25 protein-coding genes are annotated in these 23850 nt (G+C 72.6%); 14 read left to right on the top strand and 11 right to left on the bottom strand.

All coding sequences use genetic code 11. The features are described from left to right. Positions 1-10: 10 nt before the first annotated feature. Together ACIHIX_RS33625 and ACIHIX_RS33620 are read left to right on the top strand one after the other, a co-directional pair. Entirely contained in the window at positions 11-652 is a 642-nt protein-coding gene (locus ACIHIX_RS33625; RefSeq protein ID WP_399962867.1) for a futalosine hydrolase, read from the top strand. Continuing rightward, positions 649-1488 carry a 1,4-dihydroxy-6-naphthoate synthase gene (locus tag ACIHIX_RS33620; protein ID WP_399962865.1) on the top strand — a complete coding sequence of 280 codons (840 nt, stop codon included), beginning with the start codon at positions 649-651 and terminating at the stop codon, positions 1486-1488. Before ACIHIX_RS33625 ends, ACIHIX_RS33620 begins: the two co-directional genes overlap by 4 nt. Positions 1489-1534: 46 nt before the next feature. Here the strand turns inward: ACIHIX_RS33620 and ACIHIX_RS33615 are convergent, their stop codons facing one another. After that, positions 1535-1918 (bottom strand): cold-shock protein, encoded by a 384-nt coding sequence (locus tag ACIHIX_RS33615; RefSeq protein WP_059195867.1) that lies wholly within the window; start codon positions 1916-1918, stop codon positions 1535-1537. 164 nt (positions 1919-2082) lie between these two features. On the opposite strand from ACIHIX_RS33615, the gene ACIHIX_RS33610 reads away from it, so the two are divergent. After that, positions 2083-2331, top strand: a complete 249-nt coding sequence (locus ACIHIX_RS33610; protein ID WP_399962863.1) for a hypothetical protein — start codon at positions 2083-2085, stop codon at positions 2329-2331. Here the strand turns inward: ACIHIX_RS33610 and ACIHIX_RS33605 are convergent. Then, complete coding sequence (locus ACIHIX_RS33605) at positions 2310-2942, bottom strand: HAD family hydrolase (RefSeq protein ID WP_399962861.1); 633 nt, start codon at positions 2940-2942, stop codon at positions 2310-2312. The two genes, ACIHIX_RS33610 and ACIHIX_RS33605, sit on opposite strands and share 22 nt — an antisense overlap. A gap of 52 nt (positions 2943-2994) precedes the next feature. Further along, the gene (locus ACIHIX_RS33600) at positions 2995-3990 is read right to left on the bottom strand and encodes a hypothetical protein (RefSeq protein ID WP_399962859.1); all 996 of its coding nucleotides are present in this window, start codon (positions 3988-3990) and stop codon (positions 2995-2997) included. Positions 3991-4144: 154 nt separating this feature from the next. On the opposite strand from ACIHIX_RS33600, the gene ACIHIX_RS33595 reads away from it, so the two are divergent. Continuing rightward, positions 4145-6664, top strand: coding sequence for a helicase-associated domain-containing protein (locus ACIHIX_RS33595; protein WP_399962857.1), 2520 nt, complete (start codon positions 4145-4147; stop codon positions 6662-6664). A gap of 196 nt (positions 6665-6860) precedes the next feature. On the opposite strand, the gene ACIHIX_RS33590 is transcribed toward ACIHIX_RS33595, so the two are convergent. Beyond that, complete coding sequence (locus ACIHIX_RS33590; protein ID WP_399962856.1) at positions 6861-7400, bottom strand: hypothetical protein; 540 nt, start codon at positions 7398-7400, stop codon at positions 6861-6863. A gap of 149 nt (positions 7401-7549) precedes the next feature. Between ACIHIX_RS33590 and ACIHIX_RS33585 the strand changes: the two genes are divergently transcribed. Then, positions 7550-9193 carry a DNA repair helicase XPB gene (locus ACIHIX_RS33585; protein ID WP_399962854.1) on the top strand — a complete coding sequence of 548 codons (1644 nt, stop codon included), beginning with the start codon at positions 7550-7552 and terminating at the stop codon, positions 9191-9193. 26 nt (positions 9194-9219) lie between these two features. Here the strand turns inward: ACIHIX_RS33585 and ACIHIX_RS33580 are convergent, their stop codons facing one another. Further along, entirely contained in the window at positions 9220-9405 is a 186-nt protein-coding gene (locus ACIHIX_RS33580; RefSeq protein ID WP_399962852.1) for a hypothetical protein, read from the bottom strand. A 254-nt stretch (positions 9406-9659) separates the two neighbouring features. Here ACIHIX_RS33580 and ACIHIX_RS33575 point away from each other — a divergent pair, with 254 nt between their 5' ends. After that, positions 9660-11702, top strand: coding sequence for a HelD family protein (locus ACIHIX_RS33575; protein ID WP_399962851.1), 2043 nt, complete (start codon positions 9660-9662; stop codon positions 11700-11702). Positions 11703-11715: 13 nt separating this feature from the next. Here the strand turns inward: ACIHIX_RS33575 and ACIHIX_RS33570 are convergent, their stop codons facing one another. Continuing rightward, a complete protein-coding gene (locus ACIHIX_RS33570; protein ID WP_399962849.1) occupies positions 11716-12426 on the bottom strand; it encodes a copper homeostasis protein CutC in 711 nt (236 codons plus the stop codon). A 111-nt stretch (positions 12427-12537) separates the two neighbouring features. Continuing rightward, positions 12538-13206, bottom strand: a complete 669-nt coding sequence (locus ACIHIX_RS33565) for a maleylpyruvate isomerase family mycothiol-dependent enzyme (RefSeq protein ID WP_399962847.1) — start codon at positions 13204-13206, stop codon at positions 12538-12540. Positions 13207-13241: 35 nt separating this feature from the next. On the opposite strand from ACIHIX_RS33565, the gene ACIHIX_RS33560 reads away from it, so the two are divergent. Together ACIHIX_RS33560 and ACIHIX_RS33555 are read left to right on the top strand one after the other, a co-directional pair. Continuing rightward, complete coding sequence (locus tag ACIHIX_RS33560) at positions 13242-13886, top strand: hypothetical protein (RefSeq protein WP_399962845.1); 645 nt, start codon at positions 13242-13244, stop codon at positions 13884-13886. 27 nt (positions 13887-13913) lie between these two features. Further along, positions 13914-15035, top strand: a complete 1122-nt coding sequence (locus ACIHIX_RS33555; RefSeq protein WP_399962843.1) for a GNAT family N-acetyltransferase — start codon at positions 13914-13916, stop codon at positions 15033-15035. On the opposite strand, the gene ACIHIX_RS33550 is transcribed toward ACIHIX_RS33555, so the two are convergent. Next, entirely contained in the window at positions 15032-15298 is a 267-nt protein-coding gene (locus ACIHIX_RS33550) for a DUF4031 domain-containing protein (RefSeq protein WP_399962841.1), read from the bottom strand. The two genes, ACIHIX_RS33555 and ACIHIX_RS33550, sit on opposite strands and share 4 nt — an antisense overlap. Further along, positions 15295-15690 (bottom strand): hypothetical protein, encoded by a 396-nt coding sequence (locus ACIHIX_RS33545; protein WP_399962838.1) that lies wholly within the window; start codon positions 15688-15690, stop codon positions 15295-15297. The genes ACIHIX_RS33550 and ACIHIX_RS33545 overlap by 4 nt, the downstream gene beginning before the upstream one ends. 55 nt (positions 15691-15745) lie before the next feature. On the opposite strand from ACIHIX_RS33545, the gene ACIHIX_RS33540 reads away from it, so the two are divergent. The 4 genes from ACIHIX_RS33540 (at position 15746) to ACIHIX_RS33525 (ending at position 19289) form a co-directional block, all read left to right on the top strand. Then, on the top strand, positions 15746-16675 hold the full coding sequence (locus tag ACIHIX_RS33540; protein WP_399962836.1) for a MurR/RpiR family transcriptional regulator: 930 nt from the start codon (positions 15746-15748) through the stop codon (positions 16673-16675). Positions 16676-16781: 106 nt separating this feature from the next. Continuing rightward, positions 16782-17717, top strand: coding sequence for an N-acetylmuramic acid 6-phosphate etherase (gene murQ, locus ACIHIX_RS33535; protein WP_399962834.1), 936 nt, complete (start codon positions 16782-16784; stop codon positions 17715-17717). Positions 17718-17733: 16 nt separating this feature from the next. Continuing rightward, positions 17734-19059, top strand: coding sequence for a PTS transporter subunit EIIC (locus ACIHIX_RS33530; protein WP_399962832.1), 1326 nt, complete (start codon positions 17734-17736; stop codon positions 19057-19059). A gap of 29 nt (positions 19060-19088) precedes the next feature. After that, on the top strand, positions 19089-19289 hold the full coding sequence (locus tag ACIHIX_RS33525) for a hypothetical protein (RefSeq protein WP_399962831.1): 201 nt from the start codon (positions 19089-19091) through the stop codon (positions 19287-19289). A 52-nt stretch (positions 19290-19341) separates the two neighbouring features. Here ACIHIX_RS33525 and ACIHIX_RS33520 read toward each other — a convergent pair whose 3' ends face one another. Continuing rightward, positions 19342-20829: a subtype B tannase gene (locus ACIHIX_RS33520; RefSeq protein ID WP_399962829.1), complete on the bottom strand. Its 1488-nt coding sequence runs from the start codon at positions 20827-20829 to the stop codon at positions 19342-19344. A 179-nt stretch (positions 20830-21008) separates the two neighbouring features. Between ACIHIX_RS33520 and ACIHIX_RS33515 the strand changes: the two genes are divergently transcribed. Together ACIHIX_RS33515 and ACIHIX_RS33510 are read left to right on the top strand one after the other, a co-directional pair. Next, entirely contained in the window at positions 21009-21539 is a 531-nt protein-coding gene (locus ACIHIX_RS33515; protein WP_399962828.1) for a DinB family protein, read from the top strand. 141 nt (positions 21540-21680) lie between these two features. After that, on the top strand, positions 21681-22247 hold the full coding sequence (locus ACIHIX_RS33510; protein WP_399962827.1) for a hypothetical protein: 567 nt from the start codon (positions 21681-21683) through the stop codon (positions 22245-22247). A 71-nt stretch (positions 22248-22318) separates the two neighbouring features. On the opposite strand, the gene ACIHIX_RS33505 is transcribed toward ACIHIX_RS33510, so the two are convergent. After that, entirely contained in the window at positions 22319-23800 is a 1482-nt protein-coding gene (locus tag ACIHIX_RS33505; RefSeq protein WP_399962825.1) for an MFS transporter, read from the bottom strand. Positions 23801-23850: the final 50 nt, after the last annotated feature.

Here is a 23850-nt window from a genome sequence, read left to right as displayed (position 1 = left end):
GTCGTACGCCATGCGCATCCTCGTAGCCACCGCGGTCCTGGTCGAACGGGACGCGGTGGCTCGCGCGTTGGCGGGGGCGAGGGACGTCGAGGTGATCGCGGCGGGGGTGGGCCCCGCCCGCGCCGCCGCGGCGACCGCCACCGCCCTCGCAGCGGCCCCTCACGGCCTTGTCGTCTCCGCCGGGATCGCCGGGGGCTTCCTCCCCGACGCGCCCGTCGGGTCGCTCGTCGTCGCCGACGAGATCACCGCGGCGGACCTGGGCGCGGAGACGGCCGACGGGTTCGTGCCGGTCACCGAACTGGGCTTCGGTACCGTCAGCCATCGTCCGCCGGAAGCACTCGTACGAGATGCCGTCGCCGCCACCGGGGCCCGCGCCGGAGCCGTGCTCACCGTCTCGACCGTGACCGGCACCGCCGCCCGCGCGGCCCTCCTGAAGGACCGTCACCCCACCGCGCTCGCCGAGGCGATGGAGGGCTTCGGGGTCGCCGAGGCCGCCGCGGTGCACGGGGTGCCCGTGCTGGAGATCCGGGCCGTCTCCAACCCCGTCGGCCCGCGCGACCGCGCCGCCTGGCGGATCGGCGACGCGCTGGAAGCCCTGGCGGAGGGCTTCGGGAAGCTCGCACCCGTACTGGAGAGTTGGAACACGGTATGAGCCTCGACATCGCTTACTCCCCCTGCCCGAACGACACCTTCGTCTTCGACGCCCTCGCGCACGGCCGGGTGCCGGGCGCGCCCGCGCTGGACGTCACGTTCGCGGACATCGACATCACCAACGGCCTGGCCGAGCGCGGTGAGCTGGATGTGCTGAAGGTGTCGTACGCCGTCCTGCCGTACGTCCTCGACGAGTACGCGCTGCTGCCCTGCGGGGGCGCGCTGGGGCGGGGCTGCGGGCCGCTGGTGCTGACCCGGGAGGCGGGCCTGGACCTCACCGGCCGGACGGTGGCGGTGCCGAGCGAGCGGTCGACGGCGTACCTGCTGTTCCGGCTGTGGGCGGCGGACACCCTGCCGGGCGGGGTCGGCGAGATCGTCGTCCTGCCGTTCCACGAGATCATGCCGGCCGTGCGGGACGGAAAGGTCGACGCCGGACTCGTCATCCACGAGGCCCGGTTCACCTACCAGAGCTACGGGCTGCACAAGCTCGCCGACATGGGCGAGCACTGGGAGGACACCACCGGGCTGCCCATTCCGCTGGGCGCGATCATCGCCAAGCGGTCGCTGGGGACGGAGACGCTGACGCTGCTCGCCGACTCCATCCGCCGCTCCGTGCGCGCCGCCTGGGACGAGCCCGAGCTGTCCCGGCCGTACGTCATGGAACACGCCCAGGAGATGGACCCGGCCGTCGCCGACCAGCACATCGGGCTGTACGTCAACGAGTTCACGGCGGATCTCGGCGCGGACGGATACGCCGCGGTCAGGGGACTGCTGACACGTGCGGCGGCCGAGGGGCTGGTGCCGCCCCTCGGCCCGGACGCACTGGAATTCCCTTAGAAATCCACCAGTTCGGTACGTCTTCCGTACGTGTTCCGTAGGGCTTCTATACGTCGAGTTGGTCGGCGACCGCGCGCAGCAGGCCGGCGATCTTCTTTCCGGCGACCTTGTCGGGGTAGCGGCCACGCTCCAGCATCGGTGTGATGTTCTCCAGGAGGGTCGTCAAATCCTGGACGATGGAGGCCAGTTCGTCCGGCTTCTTACGGGTGGCGGCCGCGACCGACGGGGTCGGATCGAGGATGACGACCGAAAGGGCCTGGTCACCGCGCTGTCCGGCGACGACCCCGAACTCCACTCGCTGGCCCGGCTTCAGTGTCTCGACTCCGGCGGGGAGGACCGAGGAATGGACGAAGACGTCACCGCCGTCGTCGCGGGAGAGAAAGCCGAAGCCCTTCTCGCTGTTGAACCACTTGACCTTGCCGGTAGGCACGTCTGTTCCTCGTCCTCGTACTCGTCGGAAAACTGCTTCTGAAACGGCTCTTGATAGCACTGGGGCGGGTCGTCGGGACCCGCCGGTACCAAGGCTAATGGTCTTCAGGCCGGTGACAAGACGTCGCCCGGTTGTTCCTTCGGGCAGGGAACTACCCTGGTCCGGTGCGTGACAAAACCCAAACGAATTCCGCCGTGCCCGGTGACCGACTGATCCGTGCCGGAGCCGTCGTGTTCTTCATCGGTGCCGTGGCCACTCTGGTCACCGTGGCCCCGTTCCTGCTCGGTACGACGCCCTTTCCGACGTACATGTTCGGACTGAGCATGCTGATGGGCGTCGGATTCCTGGTGGCCGGGGCAGGGGTGCTCCGCTCGGTCGCCGCGGGACGGCGTCAGGCGCGGGCCGGAAGGTAGCCGGCGAGCCAGTCGGGGAACCGGGTGAGGTCGTCGAGCACGACGTCCGCGCCGGCCTCGGTCAGCTCCGCCGCGCTGCACGGGCCCGTAGGCACCGCCACGGACAGCGCCCCGGCGGTGCGGGCGCCGCGCACATCACCGACGTGGTCGCCGACGTACACGCTCGCCCCGTGCTCGCGCAGGGCAACGGCCTTCTGCTCGGCCCACAGGTTGCCGATGACCGCGTCGGGCGCCATGCCCAGGTGCTCCATGTGCAGCTTGGCGTTGGGCTCCCACTTGGCGGTCACGACGACGGCCCGGCCGCCCGCCGCCCGCACGGCCGCTATCGCCTCCCGGGCACCCGGCATCGCGAGGGTGCCGGTGATGGCGTACGTCGGGTAGAGCTCGCGGTAGAGATCGGCGACGGCCGGGACCTGCTCCGCGGGGAACCAGTGGGCCATCTCCTGAGCCAGCGGCGGCCCGAGCCGGGTGACGGCGAGATCGGCGTCGATGTACGTCCCCGTCCGCTCGGCGAGCGCCACATAGCAGGCGCGGATGCCGGGGCGGGAGTCGATGAGGGTCATGTCGAGATCGAAGCCGACGGTCGGGGCGGAGATGGGTGCAGTGGCCATATAGGCCATTGTGCCCAGTCGGTACGGCGGACGGACAGCGGACGAGGACGGCCTACCGCTGCCGCTGCGACCGCCACACCAGGAACAGCGCCGACGCCACCGCCGCGCCCCGCACCACCCACGGCCAGGTGTCGGCGACCGCGGCGTTCATCTGGCCCTCGGCGACGGGCTCGCCCCAGCGGCCCTCGTGCCGGCCCCACAGCCACACGATCCCGGCGGTGAGCGCCAGGCCGGGCAGGTACATCACCGCCCACTTCGTCTCGGCGTCGGTCAGCCGCCGTGAGGCGTAGGCGATCAGCCAGCCGAGGAGGAGCACGACGAGGTTGCCGATCACCGCGCCCGCGACCAGAAGAACGGCGGCGAGCAGGAGCAGGGGGTTGGTCCACCTGCCCTTGGGGCCCCGGAAGAGGGACGGGAGGCGTCGGCGTGGGGCCGCGACCTCCTCGGCGGCCTCTTCCGGTTCCTCTTCCTCGGGCCGCCCGGCCTTCTCGACCGGCGGCTTCGGGTCCCGCTTCGGCGGCGGAGGCTTGAGCAGCTCGGGGATCTCCACGCCGCCCACGAAGCCCGGGACGCTCTCCCCGGCGCCGAACGGGGTGTCGTCCAGCCGCCACCAGTCGGGCTGGAGCTCGCTGTCCCCGAGCTCGGCCGCGGCGGCCAGATGCGGCGGGGCGGGGGCCTGGTCCGGCGTCTCGGAGGTCTCGGCGGGGCGGGGCTTGGGGATGATGCGGCGCAGCCCCTTGGGACGCGGCTCCGCCACCTCCCGGTCACGCTGCACGGGTACGGCCGTGGGTGTGGGCGCGGGCACCGAGGCGCTCTGCGGGGCGCCGCCGGCCGCGGTGACGACGTCGTCGGGGCTGCCGAGATGGTCGATGATGCGGCGCACGGCCGCGGGACTGTCCACGGGGGCCTTGGCGCGGCGCCGGTCGATCTCGTTGCGCAGCTCGGAGACGAGGCGCATGCGCGTGCCGGACGGCAACTGCCGCTGCTGCGCGACGTCGCCGACGCGGCTCAGATACTCGTAGACGACCTGATCGCTCTCGATACCCACGAAGTCCCTCCGGGGGGCGGCGGGTTGATGCCCCGTGGGTGACGGTATCGCGCGCGGGGCGGCCGACGTCGCCGCGTACGGTCGTGCCGCCGGGGCGCGTTGCGACCCGCTGGGCCGCGCCGCACCGTCGTACCCACCCGCTACCGTGGGTCGGATGAGCACCCCGGCCACCCCGCCCCGCTCCCTCGCCGAAGCCCTCCGGGCCAGGGACGACGCCTCCCTGGCCCTGCTGCTGCGGGCCCGCCCCGATCTCATCACCCCCGTCCCCACCGACCTCACCCAGCTCGCGACCCGCGCCGGGACGCGTGCCTCGGTCGTGCGCGCCCTCGAACGCCTGGACCGGTTCGCGCTCCAGACGGCGGAGGCGCTCGCGGTGGCCCAGGACCCGGCGTCGCGGACGGAACTGCTCGGGCTGATGGCCGGGGACGCCGGGGACCCTGCCGTCGCCGCCGCGCTGCCCCGGGCGCTGGGCACGCTGCGCGAGCAGGCGCTGGTGTGGGGCGAGGACGAGCGGCTGCGGCTGGTGCGCACCGCGCGGGAACTGCTCGCTCCCTCGCCGCAGCACCCGTCGCCGACGGGGCTCGGGCCGACCGTGCAGGAGGCGTCGGCGGGGATGTCGCCGGGGCGGATCCAGGAGCTCGTGGCGGCGGCCGGGCTGCCGTCCACGCACGACTCCGTGTCGGCGGTGGCCGCGCTGGCCGGGCTGTTCACCGACCGCAAGCGGATGGCGAAGCTGCTCGGCGGGCTGCCGGAGGAGTCCCTCGACGTGCTGCGGCGGCTGGTGTGGGGGCCGCCGTACGGGCAGGTCACCGCGGATCCGGCGCCCCGGCTGCGGCGGCTTCTCGACCTCGGGCTGCTGCTGCCGACGTCGCCGGGGACGGTCGTCCTGCCGCGGGAGGTCGCGCTGCATCTGCGCGGCGGGCTCGCGCACCAGGTGACCGAGCCGGTGCCGCCGGTCGTGGAGGCGGTGGCGACCTACCGTCCACAGGTTGTGGACGCGACGGCGGCCGGACAGGCGTACACGGCGCTGGCGACCGTGGAGGAGCTGCTGAAGGACTGGGACGAGGGCGGTCCGACGGTGCTGCGGGCCGGCGGGCTGAGCGTGCGGGACCTGAAGCGGACCGCGGTCGCCCTCGACGTGCCCGAGCCCGTCGCCGCGTTCTGGGTCGAACTGGCCTACGCCGCCGGGCTGCTGGCCTCCGACGGGGAGGCCGACGAGCGGTACGCGGCGACCCCGGCGTACGACGAGTGGCTGGAGCGGCCCGCCGCCGAACGCTGGGCGCGGCTCGCGGAGGCATGGCTGGCCGCGACCCGCACACCCGGGCTGGTCGGCGGCCGGGACGCCAAGGAACGAGCCCTGTCGGCACTCGGTCCGGGCCTGGACCGCAGCGCCGCGTCGGAGGTACGCCACCGGGTGCTGACGCTGCTGGCGGGGCTCCCGGAGGGGGCGGCACCGGCGGCGGAGTCGGTGCTCGCGCGGCTGCGGTGGGAGCGGCCACAGCGCCGTGAGGACGACCTCCGTTCCCGTCTCGCCCAGTGGACGCTCAGTGAGGCCGAGCTGCTCGGCGTCACCGGGCGGGGGGCGCTGTCGGCGCACGGGCGGGCCCTGCTGGGGGCCGCCGTCCCCGTCCGGGCCGCGGCGCAGGAGCCGACCGGCCCCGGCGACAAGCTCCCCGTGCGCCATCACCCCCTGCCGGCACCCCACCCGGAACCCCTCTCCGCGGCCGAGCAGGCCGTCGCCACCGCGGCCGCCGGGCGGCTGCTCGCGCCGCTGCTGCCCGAGCCCCTCGACCATGTGCTGCTCCAGGCCGACCTGACGGCGGTGGCGCCCGGGCCGCTGCAACGGCCGCTCGCGGACACGCTGGGGGTGCTGGCGGACGTGGAGTCGAAGGGTGGCGCGACCGTGTACCGGTTCACGCCGGGCTCGGTGCGGCGGGCGCTGGACGCCGGGCGGTCCGCCTCCGACCTGCACGCCTTCCTCACCGCGCACTCCCGTACGCCGGTGCCGCAGCCGCTGGCCTATCTGATCGACGACGTGGCCCGCAAGCACGGGCATCTACGGGTCGGCGCGGCCTCCGCGTACGTGCGGTGCGACGACGACGCCGTGCTCAACGAGATCCTCGCCGACAAGCGCGCCGCCGGGCTCGGGCTGCGCCGCCTGGCGCCCACCGTCCTCGCCGCGCAGACCGATCCGGCCGCCCTCCTGGACGGGCTGCGCTCGATGGGCTTCGCGCCCGCCGCCGAGTCCGCCGAGGGCGATGTCCTCATCGCCCGCGCGCACGCCCACCGCACCCCGCCGCGCACGGCACCCGAGCCGGTCCCGGACGGCCCGCCGGTGCCGGACGCCACGCTGCTGACGGCGGCGATCCGCGCGATCCGCGCCGGTGACCTGGCCTCCACGGCCCCCCGCAAGCAGACGCCCTCGGCGACCCCGGCCGGTGGACTCCCCCGCACCGGCTCCGCCGAGACCCTCGCCACCATGCAGGCCGCCGTCCTGACCGGCGAGGCCCTGTGGATCGGCTACGTCAACGCCGAGGGCGCCGCCAGCCAGCGCGTCATCGCCCCGGTCCGGGTCGAGGGCGGCTTCGTCACCGCGTACGACCACACGGCGGACGAGGTACGGACCTATCCACTGCACCGGATCACGGGGGTCGCGGAGCTCGCCGACGACTAGGGCCTGTCCGGCGGATCAGGTCGCAGGGAAGCGCGGCGCCTCATTGACGCCGGTGAGCGGGGCTTGGGGCGTCCAGCTGCAAGGCGGAGGAGGGCGGCGACGCGGAGCGTCGGCAACCGACGACAACGCCGCAGGTGGGCGTCCCAAGCCCCGCGTCTGCGGCATGATCCGCCGGACAGGCCCCGGGGCCCGGCGGCTAGCAGTCGCTCACCGGGGCGTCCGCGGCCAGGCCGAAGTGGGTGCGGGCGGCGGCTTCCAGGGGCGTGGCCGAGAGGCTGTCGTCGAGTTCGGCGCGGGTGAAGTGACCGAAGTGGGCGTGGGTCCACTCCGCGTACCCCGCCCCGTCGGGCGGCTCCTCCTGGGACACGATCCGGTAGCCGCCGGACGTGTCCCGCTCCAGGCGCAGCACCTGCGGGACATGGGCGCCGGAGCACTCGACGAGGGCGTGTGCCTGGACGCCGTACTCCATGCAGAGCGTGTCGACGCCCGCCCGGACGACCCCGTCGCGCTCGTCGAGCTCCAGTGCCTCCGCGTGGCAGAACCAGCGCGCGTCGAGCTCCGGGACGGTCTCGCCGTACCCGGTGCCGTGCGACTCGGCCTCCAGGCGTGCCTCTATCGCGGGCCGTATCTCGTGCCACAGGTCGGGGTCGACGTCCTGCGGCCACATCACCCATGCCCCGGTGGCCACCAGTACCGCCGTGGCCCCGACGCCGAACCCCCATCTGCCCACCGACATCACCGCGTGCTCCTCACTCCGCCGGTCCCCGCCCGACTAGACAGACGACGCCGGTCAGGGGTTGCCCACGACGGCGGTCTTCCGAGAACCCGCTTCCCGCCGCATACGGCACACTGGAGGTTTGGCCCGTGCGGAAGGGAAGTGCGTACGTGAACGGACCGCTGATCGTCCAGTCGGACAAGACCCTGCTCCTGGAAGTCGACCACGAGCAGGCCGACGAGTGCCGTCGGGCCATCGCGCCGTTCGCGGAGCTGGAGCGGGCGCCGGAGCACATCCACACGTACCGGGTGACGCCGCTGGGGCTGTGGAACGCGCGCGCGGCCGGGCACGACGCCGAGCAGGTCGTCGACGCGCTCGTGCAGTACAGCCGGTATCCGGTGCCGCACGCGCTGCTCGTGGACGTCGCCGAGACCATGGACCGGTACGGACGGCTGACGCTCTCCAAGCACCCGGCGCACGGGCTCGTGCTGACCACCACCGACCGCCCGGTGCTGGAGGAGATCCTGCGGTCGAAGAAGGTCGCGCCGCTGGTCGGGGCCCGGCTCGACCCGGACACCGTCGTCGTGCACCCCTCCGAGCGCGGCCAGATCAAGCAGACCCTGCTGAAGCTGGGCTGGCCGGCCGAGGACCTCGCCGGGTACGTGGACGGCGAGGCGCATCCCATCGAGCTGGCCGAGGACGGCTGGGCGCTGCGCCCGTACCAGAAGCAGGCCGTGGAGAACTTCTGGCACGGTGGCAGTGGGGTCGTGGTCCTGCCCTGTGGTGCCGGGAAGACGCTCGTCGGCGCCGGGTCCATGGCGCAGGCCAAGTCGACCACGCTCATCCTCGTCACCAACACCGTCTCCGCCCGGCAGTGGAAGCACGAGCTGGTGAAGCGGACCTCGCTGACCGAGGACGAGATCGGCGAGTACAGCGGGACGAGGAAGGAGATCCGGCCCGTCACCATCGCCACCTACCAGGTGCTGACGACCAGGCGTAAGGGTGTCTATCCGCACCTGGAGCTGTTCGACTCCCGCGACTGGGGGCTGATCGTCTATGACGAGGTGCATCTGCTGCCGGCCCCCGTGTTCAAGTTCACCGCCGACCTCCAGGCCCGGCGGCGGCTGGGGCTGACCGCGACCCTCGTCCGGGAGGACGGGCGGGAGTCGGACGTCTTCTCGCTCATCGGCCCCAAGCGGTTCGACGCGCCCTGGAAGGAGATCGAGGCGCAGGGCTACATCGCGCCCGCCGACTGTGTCGAGGTCCGGGTCAACCTGACCGACTCCGAGCGGCTCGCGTACGCCACGGCGGAGCAGGAGGAGAAGTACCGCTTCTGTGCCACCACCGCGACGAAGCGGAAGGTGACCGAGGCGATCGTGCGGCGCTTCGCCGGGCAGCAGATCCTGGTCATCGGGCAGTACATCGACCAGCTCGACGAGCTCGGGGAGCACCTCGGGGCGCCGGTCATCAAGGGCGAGACGCCGAACGCGCAGCGCGAGAAGCTCTTCGACGCCTTCCGGGAGGGCGAGATCAGCGTCCTCGTCGTCTCGAAGGTGGCGAACTTCTCCATCGACCTGCCGGAGGCCACGGTCGCCATCCAGGTGTCGGGCACCTTCGGGTCCCGGCAGGAGGAGGCGCAGCGGCTGGGGCGGGTGCTGCGGCCCAAGGCGGACGGGCACCAGGCCCACTTCTACTCCGTGGTCGCCCGCGACACGATCGACCAGGACTTCGCCGCGCACCGGCAGCGGTTCCTGGCGGAGCAGGGGTACGCCTACCGGATCGTGGACGCCGACGAGCTCCTGGCGGAGGGCTGAGGACGGGGGGCCGGGCCCCGGGGGGCCTACTTCTTGCGGCGGACGCCGGCTTCCTCGCCGTACTCGCCGAGGACGATCACTTCGAAGGCCGCGCCGGCGAAGACGCGTATCGCGCGGAGGATGTCGCCGATGCGGTGGGTGGGGTGGCTGTCGGTGAGGGGGGTCGCCCCGGACGGGCGACCGGGCGCTGGGGTGATGGTCGCTGCACTCATGTCTCCATGGTGGCTTTCGAGGCATAAGGAGGGCATCGGTCCAAGGTCCCGACTTGCTGCGATACCTGAGTCGTAGGGGCCGTCCCTTAGGGGGAGGGGCCGCGGAAATCCATTGGCGGCTCCTCGTCCCCCTCACCTACAATCTCCGCTCTTGCCCGCCTCCCCCGCGGAGTGCCGCCGACCGGACGGAAACCGGTCGGCATGTCGCAGCGCCCAGCAGCCACTCAGTCCGCAGCACCTTCGGAGGCACCCCCTTGTCCACGCCCGCCGACGACCCCCTCGGCCGCGAGCGCGGCCATCTCACCGCGTCCCGCGCCGCCCTGCGCGCCATGCGGGAGGACGCCGAGTCCCTCGACATCAAGGACGTCACCGCGAACTGGGTCAACGCCCAGATCCTGGAACGCCAGATCAACGAGCGCATCAAGGCGCTGGCCGACCTCAGCGACACCCCCCTGTTCTTCGGCCGCCTCGACTATCTGCACGCCCCGGGCGCCGAGCAGGCGGAGGGCGCCGAGGGCGAGCGCTTCTACATCGGGCGCCGGCACGTCCACGACCACGACGGCGACCCGATGGTCATCGACTGGCGTGCGCCGGTCTCGCAGCCGTTCTACCGGGCGTCGAAGAAGGACCCGATGGACGTCGGTCTGCGCCGCCGCTTCGGGTACACGCGCGGCGACATCACGGCGTACGAGGACGAGCACCTCTCCGACCCGGCCGAGGCGGCGGCCACCAGCAAGCTCCTCCAGCAGGAGATCGAGCGCCCGCGTGTGGGTCCGATGCGGGACATCGTCGCCACCATCCAGCCCGAGCAGGACGAGATCGTTCGGTCGGGGCTGGGTGGGACCGTGTGCGTGCAGGGAGGGCCGGGGACCGGGAAGACCGCCGTGGGTCTGCACCGGGTCGCGTATCTGCTGTACGCCCATCGCGACCGGCTCGCCCGCACCGGCACCCTGGTCATCGGGCCGAACCGGTCCTTCCTGCACTACATCGAGCAGGTGCTGCCCGCGCTGGGCGAGTTGAGCGTGCAGCAGGCCACGGTCGACGACCTGGTCGCCAAGGGCGTCGAGGTGCGGGGGACGGACGACGCACCCGCCGCGGTCATCAAGGGTGACGCGAGGATGGCGGAGGTGCTCCGGCGGGCGGTCTACTCGCATGTCACGATGCCGACCGAGCCGGTCATGGTCGTGCGCGGCTCACGCCGTTGGCGGGTTCCGGCATACGAACTGGAGGACATCGTCCGCGAGTTGCTCGACCGTGACATCCGCTACGGCGCCGCCCGTGACGCCCTTCCGCAGCGCATCGCGCACGCGGTGCTGGTGCAGATGGAGCGCGCGGGCGAGGCGCCGGACGACCGGGTGCAGGACGCGGTGGCCCGCAACCCGGCGGTGAAGGCGGCCGTGAAGGAGGTCTGGCCGCCGGTCGATCCGGCGAAGCTGGTGCTGCGGCTGCTGACGGACGCGGACTTCCTCGCCGCCCACGCGGACGGGATCCTCGACGAGGACGAGCAGAAGACGATCCTGTGGGCGAAGCCGGTACGGTCGGTGAAGTCGGCCAAGTGGTCCGCCGCGGACGCCGTGTTGATCGACGAGGCGACGGACGTCGTCGCGCGCACGCACTCGCTCGGGCATGTGGTGCTGGACGAGGCGCAGGACCTCTCCCCCATGCAGTACCGGGCGGTGGGCCGCCGCTGCACCACCGGCTCGGCGACCGTCCTCGGCGACCTCGCGCAGGGCACCACGCCCTGGGCGACGCGGAGTTGGGACGAGGCGCTCACCCACCTCGGCAAGGCGGACGGCGTCATCGAGGAACTGACGGCGGGTTTCCGGGTGCCGACCGACGTCATCACGTACGCCTCCCGGCTGCTGCCGCACATCGCTCCCGGCCTCACCCCGGTCGCGTCGGTGCGTGAGAACCCCGGCTTCTTCGATCTGCGCGAGATCGGCGACCCGGCCGAAGTCGTCGCCGCCTGCGAGGAGTTGCTGCGCAACGAGGGCTCGACCGGCCTGATCGCGGCGGACGCGCGCGTGCCGGCACTGGCGGAAGCCCTCGACACGGCCGGCATCGGTCATCTCGCGCCCGGCGAGGAGACGACCGAGGAGACCCGGCTGACACTGGTACCGGCGTCGCTCGCGAAGGGCCTCGAGTACGACTACGTGGTCCTCGACGAGCCGCGGGCGGTCGTCGACGGCGAGCCGGACGAGCGGACGGGACTGCGGCGGCTGTACGTCTGCCTCACCCGCGCGGTGTCGGGTCTGATCGTCACCCATGCGGCACCGCTGCCCCGGCAACTCGCCTAGGCGGGCAGGGATCTCAGCAATGGGGTGCCTGTTGAATGCCCTTCAACAGGCGACGCCACTCCGCTACCGCCTTTGCCGATACCGGGTGTTCCCAGCCCTGTGGTCTTGCCGCTCCGCCGATGTGGAAAGCGTCGACCCCGGCTGCCAGCAGGTGCGGGACATGCTCCAGCTCCAAACCCCCGCCCACCAGGATCTGCTGCTCGTACCCGGGCTCCCCACTCTTCGCCGCCTCCGCCAGCAGCGTCGGGAGCCCGGAGTCGACGCCCTGCGCCGAGCCCGCCGTGAGGTAGGTGTCCAGGCCCGGCAGGTCTGCCAGCTGCTTGCGCAGGGCGTCCCGGTCCGCGGTGTGGTCGATGGCGCGGTGGAAGGTCCATCGGGCGCCGTCCAGTTCGGCGACCACGCGCTCCACCGCCGCCAGGTCCACGCCGCCCTCCGCGTCGAGGAAGCCGAGCACGAACTGGTCCGCGCCCGCCGCGCGCAGCTCACCGGCGGTGCGGACCAACCGGCCCACGTCTCCCGCGGCGAAGCCGTCCGTCAGGCGGAGCATCACGCGCAGGTCGATGTCGACGGCGGCCCGGATGGCGCTGAAGGTCGCCACGGGCGGCGTCAGTCCGTCGGCCGCCATGTCGGTCACCAGCTCCAGCCGGTCCGCGCCGCCGGCCTGCGCCGCGATCGCGTCCTCGGCGTCGAGGGCGATGACCTCGAGGACTGCACGCTTGCTCATGGGACCCCGTTCGTTGGCGTAGGCGACAGGACGACGACTGGAGCGACTAGAGGTCTAGTCCAATCCAGGGTACGCCCGCAGCCGCCGCGCCCGCGACAAGATCGCCGCCGGTCACCAGAAGATGTTCAGCTCCTTCGCCTCCGCGCCCGCCAGCTCGAACGTCCGCCCCGCCACCGGACGCCCCGAGTAGAGCCGTACGAGAGTCGCGGCATCCCCGATATAGCGGGCCGGGGTCCGCTCGCCCGACACCGCGCCCAGCGTGAGCGGCTCGTCCACGTCGTCCAGGTCGGCGTGGAGCGGCAGGCAGCCCTTCTCCCGGGTGATGCGGGCCAGCAGGGTGAGCGCGTACGGCAGACCCGGGCCGGTGTAGGCGCCGGGCTCCCCGATCGCGTCCCGCACGTCTCCGCCGTGCACCCACTCCCCCAGCGCGGCCATGTCCAGCGCCCCGCCCGCCTTGGCGATCACCGGCCCGGCCTCCGTCATCCCGCGCTCCAGCTCGTCCACGACCTGCGCGTTGCCCCACTCGGCACGCTCGGCGATGTCCCGGTTGTTCGCCTCCGGCGAGAAGACCCCCTTCTCGTAACGGCTCTCCACGATCCGCATCAGCGCGGACGAACAGTGCGCCACCACGTCCCGGACCGTCCAGCCGGGACACCCGTCCGTGGGGCGTTCGAAGTCGGTGTCGGGGCGGGACCGCAGGAGCGGGACCAGACCGTCGCGCTCGGTGATGAGAAGGAGGCCGGGCAGTTCGGGGTCGCGTACGTCCTCAGTCGTCGTCATGCCCCACACGCTAGGGGGCGCGCGACAATCGGTACATGGTCGATCTCGATGCCCTCCGCGTCCGTTTCTCCCACGCGCTCCGGTCGGTGCGGGGCGCCGACGACGGCCCCGACCCCGCTCTCTACGCCGACGACCTCCTCGCCCGCTGGCAGGAGCCGCAGCGGCGGTATCACACGCTCGCTCACCTCACCGCGGTCCTCGACCATGTCGACGTACTGGAGAAGTACGCGGACGACCCGGACGTCGTACGGCTCGCGGCCTGGTTCCATGACGCCGTGTACCTGCCCGAGCGGTCGGAGAACGAGGAGCGGTCGGCGCGGATCGCCGAGCGGGCCCTTCCCGAGGCCGGGGTGGCGCAGGGGAAGGCCGCGGAGGTGGCGCGGCTCGTGCGGCTCACCGTCACCCACGACCCGGGGGCCGACGACCATGACGGGCAGGTGCTGTGCGACGCCGATCTCGCGATCCTGGCCGCCCCGCCCGCCGCCTACGCCGCCTACACGGCCGCCGTGCGCGAGGAGTACGGGTTCGTGCCGAACGACGCCTTCCGGGAGGGGCGGTCCGCGATCCTGCGGCAGCTCCTGGAGCTGCCCCGGCTGTTCCGCACGCCGTACGGGGCCGCCGAGTGGGAGGCGACCGCGCGCTACAACCTCGCCGCCGAGCTGGAAATGCTGTCGCCGTGAGGGCGCCGGGCTCATAGCCTGCCCCTCATGGGAAACAGGGGTGCGGAGCGAGTGGAAGAGGCCGTCGCGGGGGCCGTGGCGGTGCTGCGGGGCGCGGTCGAGCGGGACTGGGACGGTGTGCGGGCCGGACGGTGCGAGTGGAGTTGCCGGGAGACGGCCCAGCACATCGCGCAGGATCTGATCGTGTACGCGGGGCGGCTGGCCGGGCGGGTGCAGGACACCTACCGGCCCTTCGACATCGTGGTCGACGACAGCACGGACAACGCGCGGGTGCTCCAACTCATCGAAGGGGGAGGCGTGTTGCTCGCCGCGACGGTCCGGGTGACACCACCCAGGACCCGCGCCTACCACCCTCGGCCCTACTACTCCGCCAACCCCGAGGGCTTCGCCGCGCTCGCCGTCGGGGAGGTGCTGCTGCACACCCACGACATCGCCGAGGGGCTCGGCCTGCCCTACGAACCCCCGGCCGAACTCGCCGAGTTCGTGCTCACCCGCATGTTCCCGCACATCCAGCCCGGCCCCGCGCACTGGCCCACCCTGCTGTGGGCCACCGGCCGCGGCGAACTGCCCGGCCGCGCCCCGGTCACCGAGTGGGACTGGTACAACAACCTCGTCCTGCCCACCGACCGGCTCACCCTGGAGGGCCTCACCCCCGCGGCCGCCGCCGATCTGCGCATGGGCGGCGACGGCGGCTACGCGTGGGTCGCCGACGGCCCCTACGACGGCACCCGCGAAGCCGCCGGGATGCTGGTCAAGGCGTACGAGGCGGGCGTGCACCGCCCGGAGTGGGGCGTCTTCGTCCTCGTACGACGGGAGGACGGCCGGGCCGTCGGCGGCATGGGCTTCCACGGCGCCCCGGACGAGGACGGCCGCGCCGAGGTCGGCTACGACCTCGCGGAGTCGGCCCGCGGCCAGGGCTACGCCACGGAGGCGCTGCGCGCGCTGAGCGAGTGGGCGCTGGCCCGGGACGGCGTACGGCTGCTCATGGCGACGATCGAGGAGACGAACCTCCCCTCGCAGGCCGTGGTCACCCGCGCCGGGTACGTCCGGGCGACCGTCGAGGAGCAACGAGAAGTGCACGCGCACGAACAGCACGAGCCACACGAACAGGACGCCACGCTCCGGCTGTACTTGCGTAAGCGGGACTAGACCGCGCGCCCCTTCGGCCTCCGCAGCCCCGACTCGGTCAGCAGTCGCACCACCTCGCGGCTGCTGATCTCCACCGCGCCGGCGGCGACCACGTCCGCGTAGCGGTGCGAGGGGATGTCGTAGTGGTCGCGCTCGAAGGCACGGCGCGGGACGCCCAGGCCGTCGGCGAACGCGTGGAGTTCGTCGTACGACACGTCGCTCACCAGGTGGGACCACATCCGGCCGTGCCCGGGCCAGGCGGGTGGGTCTATGTAGACGGTCACGAGGAGGGCGTCCCGCCGGTCGCCGGGCCCAGGGAGCCCACCGAGGCGACCTTCACGCCCGCCTTGTGGCACACCCAGTGCGGATCGGGCCCGAGCTCCGGCTCGATCTCCAGCGCGTGCGGATCGCCGACCTCGCACACCGGGCACAGCGGCCAGCGGCCGTACCGCTCCAGCAGCGCGTCCTGAACGTCCTGCGCGACCAGCCCGGCCACGAATTCCGCGCCGGCCGGCCACTGTTCCACCCACCAGCGCCGCTGCACCACGGACTCCTCGACGAGCGAGACGACGTCCGCGTCGGCCACCTCTCCCGCGACCAGATCGGCGAGCACGAGGGCGCGTGCCGCGTGCAACGCCTGCTCCAAGGGGCTTACGGGGAGGCCGGAGGGATCCATGCCCCCATTGTGCGCACTCTTGACCCCGGCACCGAGCCGAAAATATCTTTCACATGTGACCCAGGAAGTGAAGGAAATTTTCGGCAGCGCCTCGGGCGGCCCGGGCGCACCGCCCGCCCCCGCCGCCCTCGCCGCGAAGGTGCGCACCCTCAGCCCTTCCATGACCCGCTCCATGCAACGGGTCGCCGAGGCCGTCGCCGGTGACCCGGCGGGCTGCGCGGCCCTGACGGTCACCGGACTCGCGGAGCTGACGGGCACGAGCGAGGCGACGGTCGTGCGCACCGCCCGCATCCTCGGCTACCCCGGCTACCGCGACCTGCGGCTCGCCCTCGCGGGCCTCGCCGCCCAGCAGCAGTCGGGGCGGGCGCCCGCCATCACGACGGACATCGCGGTGGACGACCCCATCGCCGACGTCGTCGCGAAACTGGCGTACGACGAGCAGCAGACGCTGGCCGACACGGCCGCCGGTCTGGACACCGTGCAGCTGGCCGCGGCCGTCGCCGCGGCGGCGACCGCGCGTCGTATCGATGTGTACGGCGTGGGGGCGTCCGGGCTGGTGGCTCAGGACCTGGTGCAGAAGCTGCTGCGGATAGGGCTGATAGCCCACGCCCACAGCGATCCGCATCTCGCCGTCACCAACGCCGTGCAGTTGCGGGCGGGGGACGTCGCCATCGCGATCACGCACTCCGGGGCGACGGGCGATGTCATCGAGCCGTTGCGGGTCGCGTTCGAACGCGGGGCGACGACGGTTGCCATCACCGGGCGGCCGGACAGTTCGGTGACGCAGTACGCGGACCATGTGCTGACGACGTCGACGTCCCGGGAGAGCGAGTTGCGGCCGGCGGCGATGTCTTCGCGGACGAGTCAGTTGCTGGTCGTGGACTGCCTGTTCGTGGGGGTGGCGCAAAGGACGTACGAGACCGCGGCGCCGGCGCTGGCTTCGTCGTACGAGGCGTTGGCGCATCGGCATCGCGGAAGATCGTAGGGGTGAGTGTTGCGTGGCGGCTGCGGGTTCGTTGTGGCTTGTCGCGCAGTTCCCCGCGCCCCTGAGGTAGGACTCCACACCCGTTACTTGAAAGAGCCGCCCCCCCATGACCTCCACCTCCGACCCCCGTCACCTGCGTGCCGAGCTGGAAGCCCTCACCACCGAGGCCTTCCGGCCCGAGCTCGCCGACATCGATCAACTCCCCACCCTCGACATCGCCCGCCTCATGAACGGTGAGGACGCCACCGTGCCGGCGGCCATCACGCGGCGGTTGCCCGAGATCGCAGCCGCCATCGACGCCGTGGCCGAACGCATGGCCCGCGGCGGTCGGCTCGTCTACGCCGGTGCCGGGACCGCCGGACGGCTCGGCGTGCTGGACGCCTCCGAGTGTCCGCCGACCTTCAACACCGACCCCGCGCAGGTCGTCGGTCTGATCGCGGGCGGACGGGAGGCCATGGTCACCTCGGTGGAGGGCGCCGAGGACTCCAGGGAGCTGGCGCGAGCGGATCTGGACGCGCTGAAGCTGACGCCCCTGGACACGGTGGTCGGCGTCTCCGCGTCCGGCCGCACCCCGTATGCCATCGGCGCCGTCGAACACGCCCGCGCGCAGGGCGCGTTGACGATCGGGCTGTCCTGCAACGCGCACAGCGCGCTGGCCGCCGCCGCGGAGCACGGCATCGAGGTCGTCGTGGGCCCTGAGCTGGTCACCGGGTCCACACGGCTGAAGGCGGGCACCGCGCAGAAGCTGGTCCTGAACATGCTGTCGACGATCACGATGATCCGGCTGGGCAAGACGTACGGGAACCTGATGGTCGACGTGCGCGCCTCGAACGAGAAGCTCCGGGCGCGCTCCCGCCGTATCGTCGCCCTCGCCACGGGCGCGGCGGACGAGGAGATCGAGCGGGCTCTCGCGGAGACGGACGGCGAGGTGAAGAACGCGATCCTGGTGCTTCTCAGCGGCGTGGACGGGCCCGCCGCCACCCGCCTTCTGGAGGAGTCCGGCGGGCATCTGCGTGCCGCGCTGGCGGCGGCGGGCGGCTGACCCGCACGCTCGGCGGATGACCACCTCGTACGACACCGCGGCGGCGCTCCTCCCTCTGGTCGGCGGCCCCGCCAACATCACCTCCGTCGCCCACTGCATGACCCGGCTGCGGCTGGGCCTCGCCGACCGGGACCTGGTGGACGGGGAGGCGCTGCGGGCGCTGCCGGGGGTGCTGGGGGTGGTCGAGGACGACACGTACCAGATCGTGCTGGGGCCGGGGGTCGTGGCGCGGGTGACGGCCGACTTCGAGGCCCTGCTGCGCAAGGAGACGCGGACGGCCCGGAACGCGACCCCGCTGAAGCGGACCCTGCGCCGGGTGGCGAACGTCTTCGTGCCGCTCATCCCGGCGCTGATCGGCTGCGGCATCCTCGCGGGCGTCAACGGACTGCTGGTGAACGCCGGTTGGCTGCCCTCCCTCACCCCGGCCCTGGCCGCGATCGCGTCCGCCTTCATGTCCCTCCTCGCGGTCTTCGTCGGGTACAACACCGCGAAGGAGTTCGGCGGCACGCCCGTCCTGGGCGGGGCGGTCGCGGCCGTCGTCGTCCATCCGGGGGTGGCGAAGGTGACGGCCTTCGGCGTGACGCTGGCCCCGGGACAGGGCGGGGTGCTGGGCGCGCTGGCGGCGGCGCTGCTGGGGACGTACGTCGAGAAGTGGTGCCGGGGGCGGGTGCCGGCGGCGCTGGACGTCCTGGTGACACCGACGGTCACCGTCCTCGTCCCGGGCCTCGCGACGCTGTACGTCCTCATGTACGCCGCCGGCACGGTCTCCTCGGCGATCGGGACGGCGGCGAACTGGCTGCTGTCGACGACGGGCGTGTTCGCGGGCGCGGTCCTCGGCGGGCTCTTCCTCCCGCTGGTGATGCTGGGCCTCCACCAGGCGCTCATCCCCATCCACACCACCCTCATCGAGCAACAGGGCTCCACCGCGCTCCTCCCCCTGCTGGCCATGGCGGGCGCGGGGCAGGTCGGGGCGGCGGTGGCGGTGTACCTGCGGCTGCGGCACGACGTCGGACTGCGGACGACGATCAGGTCGGCGCTTCCGGCCGGGCTGCTGGGCGTGGGCGAGCCGCTGATCTACGGGGTGTCCCTGCCCTTGGGGCGCCCGTTTCTCACGGCGTGCGCGGGCGGGGCGGCCGGGGGTGCCTTCGTCGGGCTGTTCGCGATGCTCGGCGAGCGGGTGGGGGCCACGGCGATCGGGCCGTCGGGGTGGGCGCTGTTCCCGCTGCTCGCGGGGGACGGCGGGCTGGGGACGGCGGCGGCGGTCTACGCGGGCGGGCTGCTGACGGGGTACGCGGTCGGGTTCGGGGCCACGTACGCGTTCGGGCTGCCGAGGCAGCGGTGACCCGTGCGGCGGCCGGTCGTTCTCCGCTCATGAAGAAGATGCTCATGGCCGCCGCCCTGGCCGGCTCCGCCGTCGCTCTCGCCGCCCCCGCGCACGCCGATCAGGACCCCGGTGCCTCCGGGAACCACTGGGGGTCGGCCGCTCCGGTGATGTGCACGGCGGAGCACACGGTCGCGCCCGTGCTCGGCGACCTCGCCTCCGCACCGACGCACGCCTGTACCGAGGGCTGATCCCCGGCCGCTGCGGCGCCCCGGCCACCGTCGGCCGGGGCGTCGGCCGTTGCTACCGGTGCCGGTGGCCGGAGACCGCGGCGATCCACTCGATGAAGTCACCGGGGTCCTGGTCGGCACCATGGCCCGCGTCCCAGTAGTACGACGTGTCGACGTCGTCCCCGAGGTCGGCAAGCCGGGCGGAGAGGTTGCCGGCGACCGTGTGCGAGGTGTCGGTGTCCTTGGTGCCGAGCCGGATCCACCAGTGCCGGGAGCGGCCGGCGTTGACCTTGTCGACGAGGTGGTACATCGGGTTCATCAGGTGCAGCTTGGCCGGGATGTCCTCGTCGAGGCGGGCGCTGTCGCCGGCGGCGTGACGGAGGCTGTAGAGGGTGAAGTGGCGGGCCGCGGTGGTGCCGGTGCCGTAGAGGTTGCACTCGGGGGTGGACAGGTCGAAGGCGTCGAAGGAGGGGGCGTTCTTCTTCCGGGCGCCGACGTGGGTGAGGAAGTCGGCCCAGGTGAAGGTGGCCTCGGTGCCGTTCCAGGTGAGGAAGGGGTGGGCCGCGAGATAGGCGGCGCGGGCCGCTTCGGACAGCGCGGCGAGGTACTTGGTGGCCGACGGCCGCATGAACGTCTTCAGCAGGTAGTCGTCCAGGTTGCGGGCGGTGAGCGCGCCGAAGCCCCGGGCCCGGAGCTTGAGCGAGGCGAGATAGGGGCCGTACGCGCTGCTCAGCTCCCCGGAGACGGTCCGGTCGACGAGCGCGCCCGAGGCCAGCGGGTTGCTTCCCCAGCACCACTCGTACGCCATGTCCGCGTGCTCCAGGTCGGTGATCGGACACCAGGCGCCGGTCGCGAAGATCGCGTCGGAGGCGTCGGCCGCGCCGATCTCCCTGAGGTACGGCTCGTAGAGCGGACTGTCGCCGGACGCGCCGAGCAGCGAGGACAGGGCGCCGCCCGCGCTGGTGCCGCAGGAGGCGATGCGCTGCACGTCGCCGGGTACGCGGCCCTGGTTGTACTTCAGGTAGCGGACGGCGGCCTTGAGGTCGACGATCGCGGCGGGGGCGGTGCCGTAGTAGGTGCCGTTCGCGTCGACGAGGGTACGGCCGCGGGCGCCGGGCTCGACGACGACGTACCCGGCGGCGAGGGCGAGGCCCTGACGGCTGGTGCCGCCGCCCATGCCGGTGGCGGTGATGCCGGTCTTGTTCGCCACCGAGGACGGCATGTACCCGCCGACGGAGTTGGCGAAGAGGATGGGGGCGCCGGCCGCGTCCACCGGGGCGCCGTCGATACGGACCGGGACGCTGATGTTGAGGGACTGGTAGGTCGCGTCGACCGGCTTCGCGACGTACGAGGCGACCTTGTGGAAGCGGTAGACGACCTCGTGGACGACGCCCTCGGTGTCGGTGATGCCGATGGTCTGCTCGGTGTGGTCGGTCGGGTCGAAGAGAAGCGGGCCGTCGGCGGGTCTGCGGCTCGCGGCTTGTGCGCTGCCGGCCGTCAACCCGACCGCCGGTACGGCGGATGCGGCTCCGAGTCCCTTGACCAATGTCCTTCTCTTCACGCCCGTCTCCTGACCTCGCGGCTCGTCGCGAACGACAACGGCCCCAAGTCCAGCACTCGTTCACAAAATTGTCAGCAATATTGCCGAAGGTTCGACGGTTCTCAGCCACTTCTCAGCCAGCCGCTGCCCGGTCCCTTCACAGGTCAGGATCTGACCTATATCGCTCCTACCGTGGCCCCATGACCGAGACCACGCATGACACTGCCACCGAGCGCACCGACCTGCTGGAAGCGCTGGCCCATCAACGGCACTTCCTGCGCTTCACCACCCGTGACCTCACCGACGAGCAGGCCGGGCAGCGGACCACGGCCAGTGCGCTGTGCCTGGGCGGCCTGATCAAGCACGTCACGTCGGTGGAGCGGAACTGGGCGAGCTTCATCCTCGACGGCCCGTCGCCGTCGGACGACTTCAGCAACATGACCGAGGCCGACTTCGCCCGCCGGGCCGACGAGTTCCGGATGCTGCCCGGCGACACCCTGACCGGTGTGCTGGCCGCCTACGAGGCGGCGGCCCGCCGGACCGACGAGATCGTCACGTCCCTGCCCGACCTGAACGCCGACCATCCGCTGCCCGAGGCCCCCTGGAACAAGCCCGGGGCCCGATGGTCGGCCCGCAGGGTACTGCTGCACATCGTCGCCGAGACGGCCCAGCACGCCGGCCACGCCGACATCATCCGGGAGTCCCTGGACGGCGCGAAGAGCATGGGCTGACCGCATCCTCACCGTCTCCATCGAGCCCGAGGGCGGCCGCTACCAGCAGTCGCCCTCGTACGCTTGGGGAGAGACCGTCGGGCTTCCCTCGCCGGTCGGCAGCGCCCTCGACACCGGAAAACCCAAGGACTACGCGGACTGATGAACCACGCCCAGCTCACCGCCCTAGGCCGGGCCCTCCGTCTTCTCGGCGAGCACGGCGAGGCCCTCTCCTCCGACACCCCCGACGCCAAGCTCCACGAGGTCAAGGCCGACCTCAAGCGCGCCCTGGAGCTGCTGGACGAGAGCGTCACCACCGCCGCGCCCAGCACCCGGTGCGCCGAGCACCCGAACGGCCCGGTCGACGAGAACGCCCCCGACCTGTGCCTGCTGTGCGAGACCCGGCGCCGCGCCGCCCGTCGCGCCTCCATCAACGGCCCCGCCCAGACCGGCCCTTCGGCCACCGCGCCCTCCCGCTACGGCGTCCGCGACGACCGGCCCCAGCCGCAGCAGCGCTGGCTGCCCGAGCTGTGGACCGGCCAGGAGTGGCAGCTGTGCGGCACCCCGCGCCGCGACCGCCGCGAGGCCGAGCTCTATCTCGCCGCGGCGCGCAGAGGGCCGCGCGCGGCGATGGCGTACCGGCTGGTCCACGAGTTCACCGACTACGAGGTGCTGCGCGTGTGGGGCACCCCGGTGAAGGTCGACATCGAGCCACTGGGCAACCTGTAGCGCACCTGTAGCGCACAGGAGAAGGGCCCGCCGCGGACAAACCGCCACGGGCCCCGACTGCCGTACGGCGGCTACGACTTGGCCGCGACCTCGGCCGGCTCCACCGGCCCCTCCGCCACCGGTACCGCGTCCCCCGCCACCCGCTGGCGCGGGATGAAGGACGCGACCGCGAAGGCGAGCAGGGCCGCCCCGGCGCCGACCGCGAGGACGGCCTTGAAGCCGTTCTCGGAGGGCAGCGCGTAGCCGCCGAAGTCCGTGGTCAGCTGGGCCAGGATGACGCCCGCGATGGCGCTCGCCGACGAGGTGCCGATGGACCGCATCAGGGTGTTGAGGCTGTTCGCCGCGGCCGTCTCCGACGCGGGCACCGCGCCCATGATGAGCGCGGGCATCGAGCCGTAGGTGAAGCCGATGCCGGCGCCGATGACGCAGGAGACGAGGACGAAGTGCCAGACCTCGCTCATCAGGACGATGTTCAGGCCGTACCCGGCGGCGACGATCAGCGCGCCGATCATCAGCGTGACCTTCGGGCCGCGGGCCTTGGATACGGCGGCGGAGATGGGGGCCGTGGCCATCATGACCAGGCCGGAGGGGGCCATGACCAGGCCGGCGGCCAGCATCGACCTGCCGAGGCCGTAGCCGGTCTGGGCGGGGAGCTGGAGGAGCTGCGGGATCACCAGGCTCATCGCGAACATGGCGAAGCCGACGGCGATCGAGGCGAGGTTGGTGACCAGCACCTGGCGGCGGGCGGTGGTGCGCAGGTCCACCAGCGGCTGACTGGTGCGCAGTTCGAAGAAGCCCCAGCTCAGCAGGATCACGACGGCCGCGACGAACAGGCCGATCGTCGTGCCGCTGCCCCAGCCCCAGTCGGCGCCCTTGGAGATGGCAAGGAGGAGGCAGATGAGCCCCGCCGCCATGCCGATGGCGCCGACGAGGTCGAACCGGCCGCCGGTGCGCACCCGGGACTCGGGGACGAAGGCGGTGACCAGGCCGATGGCCACGGCACCGAGCGCGGCCGAGGTCCAGAACAGTACGTGCCAGCTGAAGTTGTCGGCGATGAGCGCGGCGGCGGGCAGTCCGAGGGCGCCGCCGATACCGAGGGAGGCGCTCATCAGGGCGGTGGCGGAGGCCAGCCGCTCGGCGGGCAGCTCGTCGCGCATGATGCTGATGCCGAGCGGGATCACACCGGAGGCGAGGCCCTGGAGGGCACGGCCGATGATCATCGGTACGAGGGAGTCGGCGAGCGCGCAGACGACCGAGCCGATGATCAGCATGGCGCCGCTGATCAGCAGCATGCGGCGCTTGCCGAACATGTCACCGAGGCGGCCGACGACGGGGGTGGCCACGGCGGCGGCGAGCAGGGTGGCGGTGACGGCCCAGGCGGTGTCGGAGGCCGGCGCGTCCAGGAGCTTGGGCAGCTCCGGGACGATCGGGATCACCAGGGTCTGCATCAGCGAGACCACGATTCCGGCGAAGGCCAGCACCGCCACCACGGCGTTCGACCGCGGCGGTGCGGAGCCTCCCGCCGGGGCGGGAGGGGCGAGGGCGTCGGACATGGGTGGGCCTCCATCGGCTAGTACTTGACCGAGGCAACCTTAAGTCAGTT

This window comes from Streptomyces sp. NPDC051913, from assembly GCF_044593635.1.
Lineage (GTDB): Bacteria > Actinomycetota > Actinomycetes > Streptomycetales > Streptomycetaceae > Streptomyces.
Note: the sequence above shows the minus strand (reverse complement) of the source record. Positions and strands in the feature narration are given on the sequence as shown.